The 14,482-nt window shown below is 41.8% G+C and carries 21 protein-coding genes; 1 reads left to right on the top strand and 20 read right to left on the bottom strand.

What is annotated here, in order from left to right:
- Positions 1 to 2: 2 nt before the first annotated feature.
- From ACQV1I_RS04355 to ACQV1I_RS04305, 11 genes are read right to left on the bottom strand one after another with little or no spacing between them, the layout of a single operon-like run.
- Positions 3 to 164 (bottom strand): hypothetical protein, encoded by a 162-nt coding sequence (locus ACQV1I_RS04355; protein ID WP_161555145.1) that lies wholly within the window; start codon positions 162 to 164, stop codon positions 3 to 5.
- Complete coding sequence (locus tag ACQV1I_RS04350; RefSeq protein ID WP_236645929.1) at positions 161 to 1,825, bottom strand: Ig-like domain-containing protein; 1,665 nt, start codon at positions 1,823 to 1,825, stop codon at positions 161 to 163. The genes ACQV1I_RS04355 and ACQV1I_RS04350 overlap by 4 nt, the downstream gene beginning before the upstream one ends.
- A complete protein-coding gene (locus ACQV1I_RS04345) occupies positions 1,825 to 2,097 on the bottom strand; it encodes a hypothetical protein (RefSeq protein WP_116335320.1) in 273 nt (90 codons plus the stop codon). Before ACQV1I_RS04345 ends, ACQV1I_RS04350 begins: the two co-directional genes overlap by 1 nt.
- Entirely contained in the window at positions 2,097 to 2,378 is a 282-nt protein-coding gene (locus tag ACQV1I_RS04340; RefSeq protein WP_116335319.1) for a hypothetical protein, read from the bottom strand. Before ACQV1I_RS04340 ends, ACQV1I_RS04345 begins: the two co-directional genes overlap by 1 nt.
- Positions 2,378 to 2,965 (bottom strand): putative phage tail protein, encoded by a 588-nt coding sequence (locus tag ACQV1I_RS04335; protein WP_438769068.1) that lies wholly within the window; start codon positions 2,963 to 2,965, stop codon positions 2,378 to 2,380. Before ACQV1I_RS04335 ends, ACQV1I_RS04340 begins: the two co-directional genes overlap by 1 nt.
- Positions 2,962 to 3,789, bottom strand: coding sequence for a baseplate J/gp47 family protein (locus ACQV1I_RS04330; protein ID WP_116335317.1), 828 nt, complete (start codon positions 3,787 to 3,789; stop codon positions 2,962 to 2,964). Before ACQV1I_RS04330 ends, ACQV1I_RS04335 begins: the two co-directional genes overlap by 4 nt.
- Positions 3,777 to 4,205, bottom strand: a complete 429-nt coding sequence (locus ACQV1I_RS04325) for a DUF2634 domain-containing protein (protein WP_116335316.1) — start codon at positions 4,203 to 4,205, stop codon at positions 3,777 to 3,779. Before ACQV1I_RS04325 ends, ACQV1I_RS04330 begins: the two co-directional genes overlap by 13 nt.
- A complete protein-coding gene (locus ACQV1I_RS04320; protein ID WP_116335315.1) occupies positions 4,205 to 4,459 on the bottom strand; it encodes a hypothetical protein in 255 nt (84 codons plus the stop codon). Before ACQV1I_RS04320 ends, ACQV1I_RS04325 begins: the two co-directional genes overlap by 1 nt.
- 5 nt (positions 4,460 to 4,464) lie before the next feature.
- Positions 4,465 to 5,409, bottom strand: coding sequence for an XkdQ/YqbQ family protein (locus ACQV1I_RS04315; protein WP_116335314.1), 945 nt, complete (start codon positions 5,407 to 5,409; stop codon positions 4,465 to 4,467).
- Between the two features lie 14 nt (positions 5,410 to 5,423).
- The gene (locus ACQV1I_RS04310) at positions 5,424 to 5,990 is read right to left on the bottom strand and encodes a hypothetical protein (RefSeq protein ID WP_116335313.1); all 567 of its coding nucleotides are present in this window, start codon (positions 5,988 to 5,990) and stop codon (positions 5,424 to 5,426) included.
- Complete coding sequence (locus ACQV1I_RS04305) at positions 5,987 to 8,569, bottom strand: hypothetical protein (protein ID WP_438769946.1); 2,583 nt, start codon at positions 8,567 to 8,569, stop codon at positions 5,987 to 5,989. Before ACQV1I_RS04305 ends, ACQV1I_RS04310 begins: the two co-directional genes overlap by 4 nt.
- A gap of 67 nt (positions 8,570 to 8,636) precedes the next feature.
- On the opposite strand from ACQV1I_RS04305, the gene ACQV1I_RS04300 reads away from it, so the two are divergent.
- The gene (locus ACQV1I_RS04300) at positions 8,637 to 8,855 is read left to right on the top strand and encodes a hypothetical protein (protein ID WP_116335311.1); all 219 of its coding nucleotides are present in this window, start codon (positions 8,637 to 8,639) and stop codon (positions 8,853 to 8,855) included.
- Between the two features lie 204 nt (positions 8,856 to 9,059).
- Here ACQV1I_RS04300 and ACQV1I_RS04295 read toward each other — a convergent pair whose 3' ends face one another.
- From ACQV1I_RS04295 to ACQV1I_RS04255, 9 genes are read right to left on the bottom strand one after another with little or no spacing between them, the layout of a single operon-like run.
- Positions 9,060 to 9,440 (bottom strand): phage tail assembly chaperone, encoded by a 381-nt coding sequence (locus ACQV1I_RS04295; protein WP_116335484.1) that lies wholly within the window; start codon positions 9,438 to 9,440, stop codon positions 9,060 to 9,062.
- A 12-nt stretch (positions 9,441 to 9,452) separates the two neighbouring features.
- The gene (locus ACQV1I_RS04290) at positions 9,453 to 9,905 is read right to left on the bottom strand and encodes a hypothetical protein (RefSeq protein WP_104067458.1); all 453 of its coding nucleotides are present in this window, start codon (positions 9,903 to 9,905) and stop codon (positions 9,453 to 9,455) included.
- A gap of 3 nt (positions 9,906 to 9,908) precedes the next feature.
- Positions 9,909 to 11,246: a phage tail sheath subtilisin-like domain-containing protein gene (locus ACQV1I_RS04285; RefSeq protein WP_116335476.1), complete on the bottom strand. Its 1,338-nt coding sequence runs from the start codon at positions 11,244 to 11,246 to the stop codon at positions 9,909 to 9,911.
- The gene (locus ACQV1I_RS04280; RefSeq protein WP_116335475.1) at positions 11,247 to 11,438 is read right to left on the bottom strand and encodes a hypothetical protein; all 192 of its coding nucleotides are present in this window, start codon (positions 11,436 to 11,438) and stop codon (positions 11,247 to 11,249) included.
- Entirely contained in the window at positions 11,431 to 11,883 is a 453-nt protein-coding gene (locus ACQV1I_RS04275; RefSeq protein WP_328207633.1) for a hypothetical protein, read from the bottom strand. Before ACQV1I_RS04275 ends, ACQV1I_RS04280 begins: the two co-directional genes overlap by 8 nt.
- Positions 11,883 to 12,392, bottom strand: coding sequence for an HK97 gp10 family phage protein (locus ACQV1I_RS04270; RefSeq protein WP_116335434.1), 510 nt, complete (start codon positions 12,390 to 12,392; stop codon positions 11,883 to 11,885). Before ACQV1I_RS04270 ends, ACQV1I_RS04275 begins: the two co-directional genes overlap by 1 nt.
- A complete protein-coding gene (locus ACQV1I_RS04265; protein WP_116335435.1) occupies positions 12,392 to 12,994 on the bottom strand; it encodes a phage head closure protein in 603 nt (200 codons plus the stop codon). The genes ACQV1I_RS04270 and ACQV1I_RS04265 overlap by 1 nt, the downstream gene beginning before the upstream one ends.
- A 2-nt stretch (positions 12,995 to 12,996) precedes the next feature.
- Entirely contained in the window at positions 12,997 to 13,260 is a 264-nt protein-coding gene (locus ACQV1I_RS04260) for a head-tail connector protein (protein WP_161555176.1), read from the bottom strand.
- 26 nt (positions 13,261 to 13,286) lie between these two features.
- On the bottom strand, positions 13,287 to 14,453 hold the full coding sequence (locus tag ACQV1I_RS04255) for a phage major capsid protein (protein WP_116335440.1): 1,167 nt from the start codon (positions 14,451 to 14,453) through the stop codon (positions 13,287 to 13,289).
- Between the last annotated feature and the right edge of the window lie 29 nt (positions 14,454 to 14,482).

The following is a 14,482-nucleotide window of genomic DNA, read 5'->3' as shown; positions in this document are numbered from 1 at the left end:
TTCTACTTCTCTCCTTCTATTGTTTTTATTTTGGCTTCCATTTTTGTGACTATCTCTTGTAACTGAGCAATAGCTTCATAGGCTGCTATTAACTCTGGCGAGATTTTGCCCTTCTCACGCTCTTGCTCCATTTCGCCCAAATCCATAGGTTTTATTAAAATCAATCGAATGCACCCCCGAAGCCTTTTACAATCACAGGCTCAGTTGCAACTCCTTTAACAAAAACAAAGCGCACACTAACGCCCCATTTTTCTGCTGTTTTTTCCTTGTTAGTGAAGATAAAGCCTCGGTTGAATTTGACATGGTTAGTTGCGTCTTCCCACGTAGGCGACTCGTCAAACGCATTGTTACACACCTCAACTTTAAAATCAGCACCGGCAGGAACCGTCGCGTCAATTGTTATAAGAATACGCTTAGCAGCGATAGTGGTATCGAAAGGTTTCTTTAAAGCGAATATGATTTTGTCAGCTGATCGTCGGAAAGTAAACGTTCTAGTCGATTTCATACCTTTGCTGTCAGTTGCCTCTATCGATAACGTGTGTACCTCTGTTAAAGAGAGCCGTAACCATATGTCCAGTGGGATTGTTGCGGTGTATTCTTTACTAGCAGTCCCAGCGAATGTGCGGATTACCTTGCCGTTGATTTTCTCAGTGATGGTAAACGTGTCACCCTCTGGCTCTGTAACCGTGTATTTTTTCGTTGGAACGGAACTAAGTGTGCCAAGGTCTTCATTTTGTCCGCTAATAACGGGTGGGCGATTGTGGACGATTCGAAATTTACGTATAAACTCGGTTGATTTACCACCTTGGTCGTCCTCTGCCCATACAGTTAGCGTATGATCGGTGTTTTCGGCTAGGTCGGAACCAACAATATCTGTAGCTCCATCATAAAGACGCTTGCTCTTGAATGTTAGCGTTTTGGCAAAAGAAATAGGCGTACTACCGTTGGATACACCGGATTGCAACGCCCTTGTCGTTCCTTTATTGACTTGGTATTTTACTGTAACTACGTTATCCTTGTCGACATCAGATGCATTTCCCTGGATGCTTAACGTAGCATTTTCCGTAAGCATTTGGTTATCAGTTGGAGACGTGAGTGAAAGAGTAGGATTAGAGTTATCGGAATACTCAATGGTTACCGAATACCGATAGTAATAGGAATAGGTCCTCGTGTCACTCCCCGGCTTCGTAACCGTACCGCGATAGTTTTGCGTATAGTTGTATACGTTTGTTGATGGTTCAGACACTGTACCCGAATAATAGCCAATTGCAGCATCTATCCAATAACTGTTTACTCGCCTTTTGCAATTACCGATAGACTTGGAACTAAGTCGTAAGGTCCCGCTATATCCATCTTGATTATAGGATATGCTGTCGGGCAAAGCGCTCACTACGTAACTGTATGCTTCCTCGCAAGAATTTCTTTCTGGACTCGATACATTTCTTTCGGTAGAGACCGTCTTAGTTCTGCCGGGGACGCTACTTACAAGTGTTTGTGTTGGACTCCCATACTTACCTAACGCACCACTAAAACCATCGCTATTATAGGAAATACTGCCTGGAAAGGAATTCGATGAGCTTGTCTGCGAAGTAGTTACCTCTTTACTTTGAGATGGTGTGAGGGAGCCTCCTGTCTGTACCCACCGTGTATAGGAACCTCCAGAGAATGTGAACGTTACAGTGTTGCCACTTACTTTATATGATACCGTCCCCGTATTAACCGTTACTGACTTAATACTATTTAAACCTGGTATGGTTAAGGTATGAGTTTGGGAACTATATGATAATTCGTCAAATTGCTTTTCTAGCTTTTTTATTGTTGCCACTATACCACCAACCTTTTGTTAGCCTCGTCGTACCAGCCTTCCGTTAACGTAACATCATGTAAAGTCACAAAATTTTCAAAGAACACATTGCCTGTGAAATTGTTGAACAACGCATCTTTAACCGTTTGCACCTCGATCTGTAACGCAGCAATCGCTGCTGTGTGTTGATCGAGTAACTTATGTGCATCGTCTATCCCTTTTTCCCACCGGTTAATATCTGTCTCCATAACAGGATCATCACCCTGCCAGTCAAGCTTTGCTTGGAACGGCATTACTCTTTCGCCCCTCTCACTTTAAATTCAAATCGAAATTCCAATGATTGATCGTCCAGCACGTCTATGCTCGCTGTCCTTTCAGTTATGGGATTTCCTAGATCATCTAATAGCTTTAAGGAGGACACCTTGGTTATTCCAATCACTGGTTCCGTTATAACTACAACCTTACTTCCATCCTGCTTAACAGACCTTAATTGGACAGTTTGGTTATTTAATATAAGGGTAGACGCTCTCTTTGCTAAATCCTCTGCAATCCGTTCCAAATAGGCTTTATCCATCAAATGATCACCTCATTCTGGTATTTAAGAGGGGTCATGCCAACTCGAAACTCATGAACCTTGTGATATCTTCTTTTGTTTACTTTGATAGTTTCAACGAACTCAATTCGATCATAGCTAGCTAACTGTGGCATGAACACATGGGGAACCCGCTTTCGTTTATGAATATCATGCACCCATGATGCAATGTCATAAATCGCCCACAGTGGAACCGAGATATAGAAATAACCTGTATCTGGGCTTTCTGTTATCTCAATTCGATCTATTCCATCTGGTGAGATAAATAATTGAGTTATTTCTTTTGCCATAGCAGGAGTAAATGGATTAACCTGTCGGTACTTTGCAATTACTCTCGCCCGTCTCGTCTCATAGGAATCTCCAAACTTTGGAGCAACCTGAAACATGTATTCCCAAAACACCAAACCCCATGTAGCTGTTTGGATATTTGCTTGTTGCTCCAGATCTGCTTTTTTGTCTCTCTGGTAGTCTATCTCCCCGCCAGCTCCATCAAAATGTTGAATAGCAGCCTTGTTTTCATACCAGTATGGCGGCAAACATTCTCTATATCTCTCTGGAATCATTGTCATATAGCTGTCACCGTTACAAATTTGATAATAGGAATCGTAGCAAAAGAGATAGGGATATTAGCCTGCCCTCCGTTTAACTGGACCTCACTATAATCAATGACACCTGGTACTTTAAACAGGCGATATATCTCGGAGTATAATATCTTTGTTTTCTGAGTAGAAACATAAGCACGTATATTACTTTCAATTTGTGCAATAGTGGCGGTAAGATCGGTTGTATGCTCCCATTCGAGCAATTTACCTGAGACAGTAATTTCAATTATTGGAGCAGGCTTTACAATGATTTTATCGTTCATATGATGCTTTTCGGGTAAAGCCAAATGGTTTTGTACAGCTTTAATTAGTTCCTCACTTGCTGGCATCCCGTCTTGACTGATCAAAGCAATGTGAACAGTGTTTGGCGCTTCCCCCCAAATAAACGGATCGCCTACATTAACGACTTCTTTTATCCATCGTTTGTAGTCAGATTCAGCGCCCCTCCCCTCTTCAGAGGCCGCCTTTTCCATTAATCGTTGTAAATACAAATCGTCTGGTTCATTTTCTTTTCTGGATAAGACTAAAAATACTCCCCAAGCATCCAGAAATTCCCCATCAGACCAAGGTAAAAACCACTGCAAGAAACGGTATTCATCTAATTGCTGTTGCTCGGAAATTTCCATAGCCAAAGGATATTGAAAATCGTAGAAAATTTCTCCTTCCTCTTCTGACGGAGGAGTTCCTCCACGAGACAAAGATAGTTCTCTCACTCTGTTATACATCCGTTGATAGATTTCATCTGGCGTTTCTCGGAGTACAGGCATTTCCGGTTTTTCTAACGCTGCCATATGTCAATCACCGCCTTTGTTTTTCCTCTTATTCCTTCGATCTGCACCGAAAAAGCAACCCGTTTTTCCTTTAAGGTAATGTCCGTAACTTCTGCACCTTCGATTTCCGAATGAGCTTCCAAAGCGTCCTCCACATCTCGCCTGATAATAGCCAACGGTACATGTTTGGGTAACTTCCCGATATGTTCAAAAGAATCTACCCCAATTCGATCGCTGTAAATCGCATATTGAAAGCGCTTGGTATGCAGGATTTTTTTTGCAATCTCTTCTACATACTCCGCATAATTACTAGTCTTTACATGGCGACCATCCGCTCCTTTGACGAGCTGCCTAGTAGACCAATCCATTTTATACGTCCATGGAGTCGTCTCTTTTTCCTCTTTCGCTTCCCTGTCTTCTTCAAATACCGGAAACATTACTTCACCTCCCCTAGCACCAGATATTGACCGTTGGTGCATCGCATTATAGCGTACTTTGCTCCCAATTGAAGTTCTGTGAATAACTCATCCTTAAAAAATACTAGATCATCCTCCACCTCTTTTAGGGGCGTAGGGTCCTCATCCAATTTAATAACCACAGGAGCATAGCTTTTTAGAACACCAAATTCAATCTGGGTATCACTTATGCCACTTTTCGCTTGGGTAAATAATCGATTAATCGCTTGTTGCATAGGCTTTACCTGCTTTCCAAATTTAGGTCCATCATATATTCCAATCCTTTGCTTTGGGCACTACTAGACGTTACAATCCACTGTGTTTGTTTGCCATTCCGTTCCAAGACATCCACACGCCAACCAGCTCGTAGTTTAGCAACTGCTGGATCGGTAAAACGCACTGTTATTTCACGGGTCCGTGATACTTCCGATAATCTTTTCAATTGATTGTTAGCTATTGCAGGTAGGTTATCATCCTTGCCAGCTTCAATGATTTTTTGCATGCGACCATATTTTTTGACAGCACCACTATTTTCTTTACTGACACTGCTGGCCAACTTGTCATCCTTATAGCGTTGGACCGTAACAACTGTATAAAGTTCCTCCATGCTTTCGCCTATGCTACTAGCCTCCAGCATTGTTACTTTAAATACAGGGACATAAGGGTTATTTCCCTCAGCTAGAACCTTTAACTTATCTCGCTCGTGCTGAACAAAATATCGTACTCCCGTTTTGTCGTAGGCTTCTTCCGTAAGCTGTGTATACAAAGAGGTATATGACTGTGTACTCATACGCTCCTTTAGCCTGCAACCAAAAGACGGGCACTCAAAAGAGATACCCGCCGCTTTTATGATTCTTCCTAGTTCTTTTCCCGCATCTCCATTGATGTATGGTCTTTGCACGTCATTTTTCTGCAAATACCACGAAAGCTCATATGCTGTAACGCTTACCTCTCCTGTCTTTTCATCTCGATTCCACTCTACAACGGGTCCGTGGAAAAATTGATCACTAACCTTTTGCTCCTTGGAAAACACCATTAAATATCCTGCAACTTCAAGAGGTGGAGCATTACGTATTTTTGCTTGGCATACCTGGGCGATTTGACCTCTTGACGAGGACCATGTAATCTCTGTTACCGCAGGGGTAAGGTCAATCCGATCAGAACCACGACCATAGATCATTTTCATTTTCTTTCACTACCTCATTTCGGTATATTTTTGTTTCGTATACGATCACGATTAATCTGTTGAATAGCAGGACTCATGAAAGATAGATTTTTCTTTCCTTTTTTTCCACTAGTATTAGCTCTCACTTTTTGCTGTTTAGCAAATACCTTGGGTGGAGAAAGTAAATCTTTGTTATTAGACCACTGTAAAAACTCATCTTTAATAAAAATAGGGAATTCAACAGAGCCGTAAAAGTCCCCGTTTATTCCCTTAAATGTCCCGTCTATCGGACCGATATAAACATTCCAAGCTAAATTTAATTCTTCGATTGTGAGAAGAACTTCCTTCCCGTAAATCCGATCTATGCCCGCTAACCATTCTCGCGGTCCTTGATAGCCTTCCACTTCAATTAAGGGTGACTCTATATCACCTGGAAGCCAAAAATCAAAGGATATAGATTTAGCCCGATAAGCAGCTAGTCTATTTTTTGAGACAAGCGAAATACTCGTCGTAGTTTCTGTATCATTCCCATACCCGTTCATTTGCACTTCGGCTGGTGTTACAGGAAATGTTAGCCGATACTTTCCTTGCATGCGAATCATGCTTTCCCTCCTCCCGTCTCTAAGGCATTAACAAAAGCAGTCTCGATGATACGTTTTACTTCATTTGTTACAGATGGGTCGCGCAATAGCTTAATAAGACCTGAAACATCCTGTAGAACACCCGCCGCATTCAAAGTAATAGGTAAGCTAGATACGGTTAATGCTGTTAGCTTCGGTTTTTCTTCCTCCTTCTTAGCAGCAGGCGAATGAGACGGAACGGATAACTTTTGTGCATAGTCTTTAACCTGACCATCCCACCATTTTTTAATGTCTGGCGAATACTTCTCAAATAGTTGGGAGCCGACTTGACCTATTCCAGTACCCATAACCATCTTTTTCATAGAGGTTTCTAGGGGTTTGATAACATCACTAAAAGACTTATCCTCTGGAACAGGCATCCCGTTTTTGATGGCATAATCTTTGACTTGCCCCTTCCACCATGTCTTGATACCAGGAGAGTATTTGTCTGCTAATTGGGAAACCGTTTGACCCATGGCTGTTTTCATAGCCATTCCCTTTAAAGGATCAACAATCGAACCTATAATTTCCTCTTTCGATCTGCTTGGTCCTGTATCAGGCGGTTCCTCTTTCCCGAACCACCAGTCTTTGGCTTTATCGAATAATTCGCCTCCACCCCATGCTCCGATAGCAGAACCAATTAAAGCCCCAGCTCCACCGATGGCTGCACCTACAGCAGTACCGATACCCGGGACAACCGATCCTACAATGGCACCCGTTACAGCACCACCTACCGCCCCCCCAAGTGCTCCACCGCCTATTTCGGCTCCCATTCTGGCTAACGATGTGACCTTATCCTGTTCACTATCATCCGAAGCTAGAATCAAGCCCACACCAGCAGCAGTGCCAATGTACGGCACTTTTCTAGCGATAGAACCGCCAACACTTTTTATCCCGCCTACAGCTTTTCCGCCGAAATTCTTTGCCTTATCCCACATTCCTTGTTTGGCAGGTTCAGTACCGTAAAACGCCAACCTTTTTGCATCTTCGGGTGATAGCCCCCTCGGCACAGACTTATCTCGTTTAAAGGGATTCCAGCTTCTTTTCTTTCCTTTCCCCTTTTCTTTCTTTTTTTTTCGTCCATCCGAATCAAAATCGAAATCTCCACCACCACCAGCAGCTCTTTTTAAAGCCTGTGCCGCCATCATTTGCATCTTAGCTGATCGTATTAACATGTAGCCGCTACCTAGTAAAACGCCACCTGCACCTGCTAATTCTAAACCGATACGTGTGGTATCGCTTAATCCATTAAACTTTTCAGCAGCCCATCCTGCTGCTTTACTTAAACTAGTCAAAGCCGGCGTAGCATCTTTAGCTAATTTTGCTCCAAAGTCCATAACTGCTTGTTTTGCGTTATTTTGAGCCTGCTGGTATTCAAATAAGGGGTTGCTATCAACAGCTAGCTTGTATGCTTTGTCAGCTTCATTGCTGGCTACCTTTGATTTTAGTTCCCCTGTAGAAATTTTACCTGCGACCTGTAAAAGGGGAGCAAAGTGTTTCGCTAAGTCCTCACCTGGTCCCGCTCCCAACTCATTTAATACTTGTTGACGCATATTTTTATCTTCAATCGTTGCTACAGCCATCATCAAACGTCCCATGGCTGACTTGTTATCTGCCTCGTTGTCTGAATGGAGCAGTTCGTTGATTATTTCTGCTTCCGACTCTGCTTTTTTCTGTGCGTCTTCGGACTTCATTCCTCCGGTTTCAAATCCAGTTTTCAATACGTTGGCTAAATCACCTTGGTTTGTAAACTTTAGGGATGATTCTTTTAAAGCGTCCAACGCCTTATCGTCCGACCATACCCCTAGCTTTCCTATCTCGCCTACTAAAGTTGCTAGCTTTTCAGGTGTATCTAAAAATTTGCTGGTTTGAACCGTGTACTCAACTACTGAATCTACAAACTCATCTTTAAAATCAACTAAATTATTGGACATATATTGAATGGCATTTGCCAGTCTTTTCGGATCATCAACTTCCATACTTTTTGACATTACACTTAGCATTTTCAAGTGTTCATCAGATGTATACTTGGTCGTAACACCTAATTTAGCCGCTTCCTCGGCATAGGCTCCGCCTTTTTTCCCGTTTACCTGCTCACTTCTTGATTGAATCGCCATTGATTCTTGGAGATTCAGATTAGGATTTATATTTATTAGTTCCTTTGATCGTTTATCAAAAGCTTTTATCTCTTCTTGGGTTTTCCCTTTGGCGGCGTAAAGCGCCCTTTCTCTAAACGCTGCTTGCAAATCGGTCATGATTCCACCTGCATTTGCCCCAATCGTAATACCTGCTGCCAGTCCGGCCAAACCCATTAATTGTTGTCTTAAATCAGAAATGCCTTGGGTTGCTTGATTGTCCAACTCTACCCTTGGTCTTGCTTTAATACTTTCTAATCGTTTTAAATCGGAACGCAGACTTTGAATCTCCCTCTCCATCCGTTGAGACTCACGTTGGAATCCCTTTCTCATTCCACCAAAAGAACGTCCGGTTCGATCCGTCTCTCTCCTCATCCGAATTAATTCGGGCGAAATCCTATCCCTCGCCTCAAATAGCGCTGTCACTTTTGCCAAGTTGAACACCTCCTGACTTATTTGTTATGGTACAATTTGGATATAAAGGAGGGGTATCATGGAGTTTTGGAAGATTATACCCACGGCTTTCTATCAACTTTTTCGTCTCATCGTTTTTCTTGCGCTACGATTCGGTATGCTACTCTTTTTCTTCATCATCGCTTTCCTTTTATCATTCATTCCTATGTTACTGTTTGGATGGGAACCAGGACCTAGTATTGGTACCATGTTCGGTATCGTATTACTTGTGTACATCGGATACCGCATAAATACATAGAACCTTCTCCCCAGCCCCCATTTGCTCGGGAGAAGGGGAGAAGCTACTTTTCTCCCTCTTCTTGTGAGTGCTCAATCATCTGACAAGCCATAATAAACAGCTTTTGTTTATAACGATCTACTTCGTAATCAACTATTTCCGATGGGAGTCCTCTTCCATTTAAAAAAGCCTTGGCAACATGCCAAGCCTCCGCATCGGACTTAATTAGTTTTTTGCTTCTTCTACTGCATCTGTTTCAGTGTTGCCGCTGCTTATCTTCCGCACAGCTTCTAGGAGAGCACCGTATCCATTTGGATTGCGGTCAAACAGTTTGGCAGGCAACTCAAATTTATTACCTACCCTATATGCTTTCAATAACTCAGGATCATTCCAGTTAAAATCATGTTCGGTTGACTTTACGATACGAGCATCATTGTAGCGATACCAATCGAACTTATCCCCTTTATCTGCTTCGCGTTCACAAATCCGGTTTTCAGTAAGCGTCAACTCTCTTACCCTCCATACATCACCATCAATCACAACCTCTACTTCTTTGCGTAGATCAACCTCAGATGCTTTGGATAAAAACTTCTCTAATTTTGACATGTTCATGTCCTCCTAGTCTTCGATATATTCCGGTAATCTATCAAGGAAATCAGGCTTCTTGTTACTACGCCCCTTTATTTCATAGGTCGCATTATCGTTACCGTCCGCCTTTGCTTCCCACAACGTTATTTCTTCAGGATTTAAGTAAATATCACTGATACGGACCCGTTCAATGTTGTCGTTTTCTTTATCCACAGATTCCCCAAGCAACTGTGGAATAATTGGTGTTTTTCCTTCTGTAATCAAGTCAGCACAAAAGTACTTTAAAGCCGCATTAACCGACGAAACACGGAGAGTCACTTCAATGTGCCAAGAGTCAATCGTCTGTACAGAACCTTTTTGCAGTCGTTTTACGTCTCCGTATTCCATTTTCAAGGTGGCTTTGCCTTCTAATGTCCCATAGATTGGATCGCCGTTCTCATCGTAAATTTGGCAGTTCTTTAATTTAATATCACTTTGGCGCATGAATTATAGCACCTCCCATTCTACGTCAAAGATTTCGATCGCATCTAATGGTTTGGCAGCTAAACGGAATCCGCGCTTATCCCCTACGCCATTCTTTTTGTCTTCGAATATCCACCCTGTGTCAATCGCTCCCTGCGACTCACGAGCTTCGAGATAGGTCTTTACAGCCCCTACGAAAGTGGCCCCGCCAATATCATTGTTATTTAATTTTCCTTTGTACTTCTTGCCCACAGAATTAATATCATTAACAATTTGGTCAATCGTCATGGAGACACGAATTTTTCCATAATCCTCACGTTCATTTGCTTTCAATGTCGTTAAGGTATTGACCGCACTTTCTATCAAGTACACATCACCGTCACGAACGGCAACCAATGTACCAGAGTTAAGTGCGGTTTGAATTTCAGTGTGTCCCCAATCCTTTGCCGCTCTCTTCATAGGTACGAGCTGAGCCGTTAAAGAAATATGTGCTGGAGTAGCTGCAATCATTCCAGCTAGCCATGCGGCCCATTCTAGGCTTCCATACGTCTTGCCGTTATTATGTGTACCAGCAATTGCGCAATTGACAATTCGACGTGAGTTGCTAGCGATAGAACGTTCTATATGAGCGTCCATTCGCGTGTCTTGATCTGCTTTTCCACCAACAACAAGTGTGCTACGTTTTCGCGTAAATTTTTCCCTGTCCAATATATACTGCTTGGCGACGGCCTGTATAGCAGGATCATCAGACGGTAGATAAAGGACATCAAAATTAGCACCGTCAATGGCAAGGAACAGTGAAGTAAAGTCTTTAGGCTGTAAATTCCCCATACCAGACGTGCCACCTGTTAATGTTGTGAGAGCAACGTCTTCTACAGGTTGATCTCCTATCTTTTTCACGCGAATGTAAATGGATTGATCTGTTTTCTTTAGTAGCTCTTCTACAGAAGCAAAGGAGTATTTTTCAGTCGTAATAATCCCCTTCACTTCCAGCTCTTTTTTACCTGGTTCGGCAGATGACGGACTAATTGAAATAGCAATTCTGTTCCCTGTTAACCCTGGATAGCGTGATTCGATGGTAAGGGAATCAGCTTGGGTGTATGTAGCGACTTTTTCAGTCCCATTCGTGATTCGATAGGAAATGATCGTTGCCCCGCCTTCGGCCGCTAATTCAACCGTTTCTACAGAACCAAATAACTCTGAAGTCCTCTCCTCATATCCCTTCATGGTCACCAGTTGATTTGTCGCTCCCCATTCACCTTGATAAGGAACAAGCACCATACCACTTTTGGGCAAGATGCGTTCTTTCGCTTTCGCTTTCAGCTCTATAACGACTCCTGGACGCTCGCGTTCAATTGCCATCTATTTTTCACCTCGATATCTCGCAAGTTTTTCTTTTACCTGATCTTCTGTCAAAGCTTCTGCGTCAGGGACATAAAAAAGAGCACCGACTAGTTCAAAGCGTTCTGCTTTTACCTGTCCTGCGCTCTCGATCCAATCCTGTTTTAATCGTCGGATGGCTGTATCTTCTCGTTGCTCTTTTGCTTTAGCCATGATATCCCTCCTCTACCTCGAAGGTATTAATCTTTTCAACTTTTTCTCTTGGTACAGTGAGTAAATACTCAAAGCGAAAGGTGATTTCTGTACGATCCTTCTTGCTGTTGTTTATTTCCAATGTGCTTGGGTTAATATCAATCAGTAGACCGTCCGTTTTGCCTCGATAACTGTACTTTTCTTTTCGGAGGATCGTTCTCAGTGGTTCGGATGAAATTGTTTTATAGTAGCCATTCTCCTTGGGGTAATGAATTACAATACCAGCGTCTGCTATGACTCGATAAGTAGTTAAACTGTTGGCTTTTTCCGTCACGGATTGCGTTTCGATAAAAGCAACAGGAGGTTCGAAGGAACCGGATAACCACTCTTCGAGATTAACAATGATGGCAAGCTCAGGGTAAGCTTGATTAACTAAATCTACTAATGTAGAAAGGTCTTTTTCCACTATCCGAGCACCTTCTTTAACTCTTTTGATAATAAGTCTTCCATCAATCCTTTAATCCCACCTTGGAAGTTTTGAAGTGTTATATCCAGATAGTTTTTGCCAATGAAGCTACGCGGCTTCATCCATACACCTGTAGGACGTTCTTTTCCGTTTACGGTTTTCTTTGCATTTCGATCATAGATGAATTTACCTCCTTCGAAGCGCCCTGGCACGAAATGCCCCTTCTTAATCGTATACCCGTCACTTAAAAGGCTTGGAACAAAATAACTAGCTCCTAATTCAAGGGTAAATGAGTTTCGGTCAACATCCATAATCCAAATGTTGCCCCTTTTTCCTTTCATAAAGGCTCTCATTGATTCACCGCTATCAACAAGCCCCATCTTTTTGATTTGCTGTCGTAACATCCGCAAAAATACGGTACCGATACGTCGAATGATTTTCTTTTCAATCCTTTTAATATCTTTGTCTTGTAGCATTCTTAATCGCTTTTGTAACTGGTTAAAATCCATTACTCTGCACCTCGTTTATCTTGGTGAGCAGTGATTTCTAAAAAATGTTTACCTTGAATAGCCTCGACAACGAAAAAATCACCTTCGCCGAGTAAGGTTAAGGTGTCTCCTGTTTTGATATCTTCGCTTAAATCACAAATAATCTCGGCTTTTCTGCCCCATTCAATAGGTTCATTTTCATAACGTTTAAAACTATCTTCTATGCCTGTGATACATGCTTGAATGTGATGAGTAATAGAATTATCCATATTGACTATGTTTCGCTCATTTTTTACTGGAGCTTTTCTGAGAACCTTAATTACATCGACGAGAGGAAGTAGTTCTTCGCACATAAGATTTAAAGATTTTTTTCGTTCGTCTGGGTCTAACACAGATTCGATACCAAAACAACGGTCTCGAAACCTGACTCTCATTATGGACGTGATGCCTTTTCTGTACCGAATCTCAATTACATGAGACACACTTTGTTCTATATCTGGACGATTTATCTTTTCTTCTGCATTCAGAGGACGAATTTTGGACCAAGCTTTTATAAACTCTACGTATTTATTATCTTTTCTTACTTCAATTACAATTCTGTGTCGTAATTCTCCAGGATTCATAATTACCCACCAGCTTTATATTTGAGTTGAAATATCATGCTATCTAATGCGTAAGGCATTTGATCACTCTTTCCAATTAGCTGGCGATTCTCAAACCAATGAGATACCAATAACAATACCGTTAGACAATAAAGTTCATCAGAAAAATCTTCTTTTATTCCCGCCCTCTGAAGAAAAATAACTGCTGCGGAGAAAATCATCCGCAGCGTATCATCTTCCTCGTTCCCGTCGATCCTCAGATATCCCTTTACCTTATCTAAATCCATCATGAATCACCCCGAAAACAAGTCTATTAAGTAGCTGGCGTAGAAATATTTAATTCACCGAAAACTACTGCTACTGTGTCCCATAACTTCACATCGTCCCTTTGAATAGCTCGAACATCCAAGGTATTACGACCAAACGCTTTTCCTCCTACCTCTGTAGAAGCTAGTTCCATCTGCTCTCGCTTAAATAATACAATTGCCTCTTTTAGATCACCGATAATGCACGGTGCTTTCTTAGATGTAGTCGGCAAGAATCGGTTCGACACAACAACAACCGTCTTTCCAAACAATGTTTTACGGGTAGACTGAGTAGGATCAGGTTGTAACAAATACTTTCCTTCGTTGTCTTTGAGCTTGTCCATATAATTGTACCCGTCCTGATTTGTCAAAACGATAGCACCAGCAGAAATAGCCGGATCAAGGTCAACATTAAGCACATCTTTTATGTCGTCTACAGTTGCTAATGCCTTTTTCTTTAAAGTTTTAAGTTCATTTAGGATCAAGGTGTTGCGAGTAATTTTCGATTTTTTTCCCAACCAATTTTGTACATAGGTAGTTATGTTTTGGTCGCTATCTTGCAACAAGCTACGAGATAACGGCAGGATACCCGCTCGATCTTTAATCGTATATTCTAACTTACTGAATTTAGGGCTGTCTGTATCAGGGATATCTCCCATTTCATCCACTTCGGCAAACGGAACCATATCAGCATTTTTTTCTAATACACGGGAACCAGAACGAGTATTTACGGACTCCACTGTCACGAATTGTTCCAAGGCATCAAACGAACGAGAAAGCTCATTGATTTTGGTTTGAACGTCTTTTGGGATAACAAGTCCACCATCTTCATCTGTAACACCAGACATATCTCTGACTTCTGCTTCTTTAGCTTCAAGCAACGAGCGTTCTTCAGAATCCAGTGGTTTATTCCGTAAGGCTTTCATGAATATAGAATGGTGATCCAAGCTTCTTTCCTCATCCCCTGCTTGAGGAATGAGATTAGACTTACTAGTTACACTTACAGATTTTTCGATATCTCGCAATTCTTCTAACGTCTTAATTTGTTCCTTAATTGAACGAGCTTCTTCTTTTTTTGCCTTCGCTTCCTCCATCTTGCCACTTTCCATAAGGCTACGAGATTCTAATAAAAGTTCTTCCAAACGTTGGCGTAATTCTCTTTCGCGTTCATCCATCATTCATTACCTCGCTTTTTTTAGATAGA

It is taken from the genome of Brevibacillus sp. JB24b (assembly GCF_051713385.1).
GTDB classification, from domain to species: domain Bacteria; phylum Bacillota; class Bacilli; order Brevibacillales; family Brevibacillaceae; genus Brevibacillus_B; species Brevibacillus_B laterosporus.
The sequence above is the reverse complement of the archived record's forward strand: the minus strand, read 5'-3'. Positions and strand labels throughout refer to the sequence as shown.

Bases quoted from the DNA above. Each gene is read 5' to 3' on its own strand.
- ACQV1I_RS04285 (WP_116335476.1), bottom strand. From the start codon at position 11,246: ATGGCAATTGAACGCGAGCGTCCAGGAGTCGTTATAGAGCTGAAAGCG.
- ACQV1I_RS04320 (WP_116335315.1), bottom strand. From the start codon at position 4,459: ATGCAACAAGCGATTAATCGATTATTTACCCAAGCGAAAAGTGGCATA.
- ACQV1I_RS04280 (WP_116335475.1), bottom strand. From the start codon at position 11,438: ATGGCTAAAGCAAAAGAGCAACGAGAAGATACAGCCATCCGACGATTA.
- ACQV1I_RS04255 (WP_116335440.1), bottom strand. From the start codon at position 14,453: ATGGATGAACGCGAAAGAGAATTACGCCAACGTTTGGAAGAACTTTTA.
- ACQV1I_RS04295 (WP_116335484.1), bottom strand. From the start codon at position 9,440: ATGTCAAAATTAGAGAAGTTTTTATCCAAAGCATCTGAGGTTGATCTA.
- ACQV1I_RS04335 (WP_438769068.1), bottom strand. From the start codon at position 2,965: ATGACAATGATTCCAGAGAGATATAGAGAATGTTTGCCGCCATACTGG.
- ACQV1I_RS04270 (WP_116335434.1), bottom strand. From the start codon at position 12,392: ATGGATTTTAACCAGTTACAAAAGCGATTAAGAATGCTACAAGACAAA.
- ACQV1I_RS04265 (WP_116335435.1), bottom strand. From the start codon at position 12,994: ATGAATCCTGGAGAATTACGACACAGAATTGTAATTGAAGTAAGAAAA.
- ACQV1I_RS04340 (WP_116335319.1), bottom strand. From the start codon at position 2,378: ATGGATAAAGCCTATTTGGAACGGATTGCAGAGGATTTAGCAAAGAGA.
- ACQV1I_RS04345 (WP_116335320.1), bottom strand. From the start codon at position 2,097: ATGCCGTTCCAAGCAAAGCTTGACTGGCAGGGTGATGATCCTGTTATG.
- ACQV1I_RS04310 (WP_116335313.1), bottom strand. From the start codon at position 5,990: ATGATTCGCATGCAAGGAAAGTATCGGCTAACATTTCCTGTAACACCA.
- ACQV1I_RS04290 (WP_104067458.1), bottom strand. From the start codon at position 9,905: ATGCGCCAAAGTGATATTAAATTAAAGAACTGCCAAATTTACGATGAG.
- ACQV1I_RS04300 (WP_116335311.1), top strand. From the start codon at position 8,637: ATGGAGTTTTGGAAGATTATACCCACGGCTTTCTATCAACTTTTTCGT.
- ACQV1I_RS04260 (WP_161555176.1), bottom strand. From the start codon at position 13,260: ATGGATTTAGATAAGGTAAAGGGATATCTGAGGATCGACGGGAACGAG.
- ACQV1I_RS04330 (WP_116335317.1), bottom strand. From the start codon at position 3,789: ATGGCAGCGTTAGAAAAACCGGAAATGCCTGTACTCCGAGAAACGCCA.
- ACQV1I_RS04325 (WP_116335316.1), bottom strand. From the start codon at position 4,205: ATGTTTCCGGTATTTGAAGAAGACAGGGAAGCGAAAGAGGAAAAAGAG.
- ACQV1I_RS04315 (WP_116335314.1), bottom strand. From the start codon at position 5,409: ATGAAAATGATCTATGGTCGTGGTTCTGATCGGATTGACCTTACCCCT.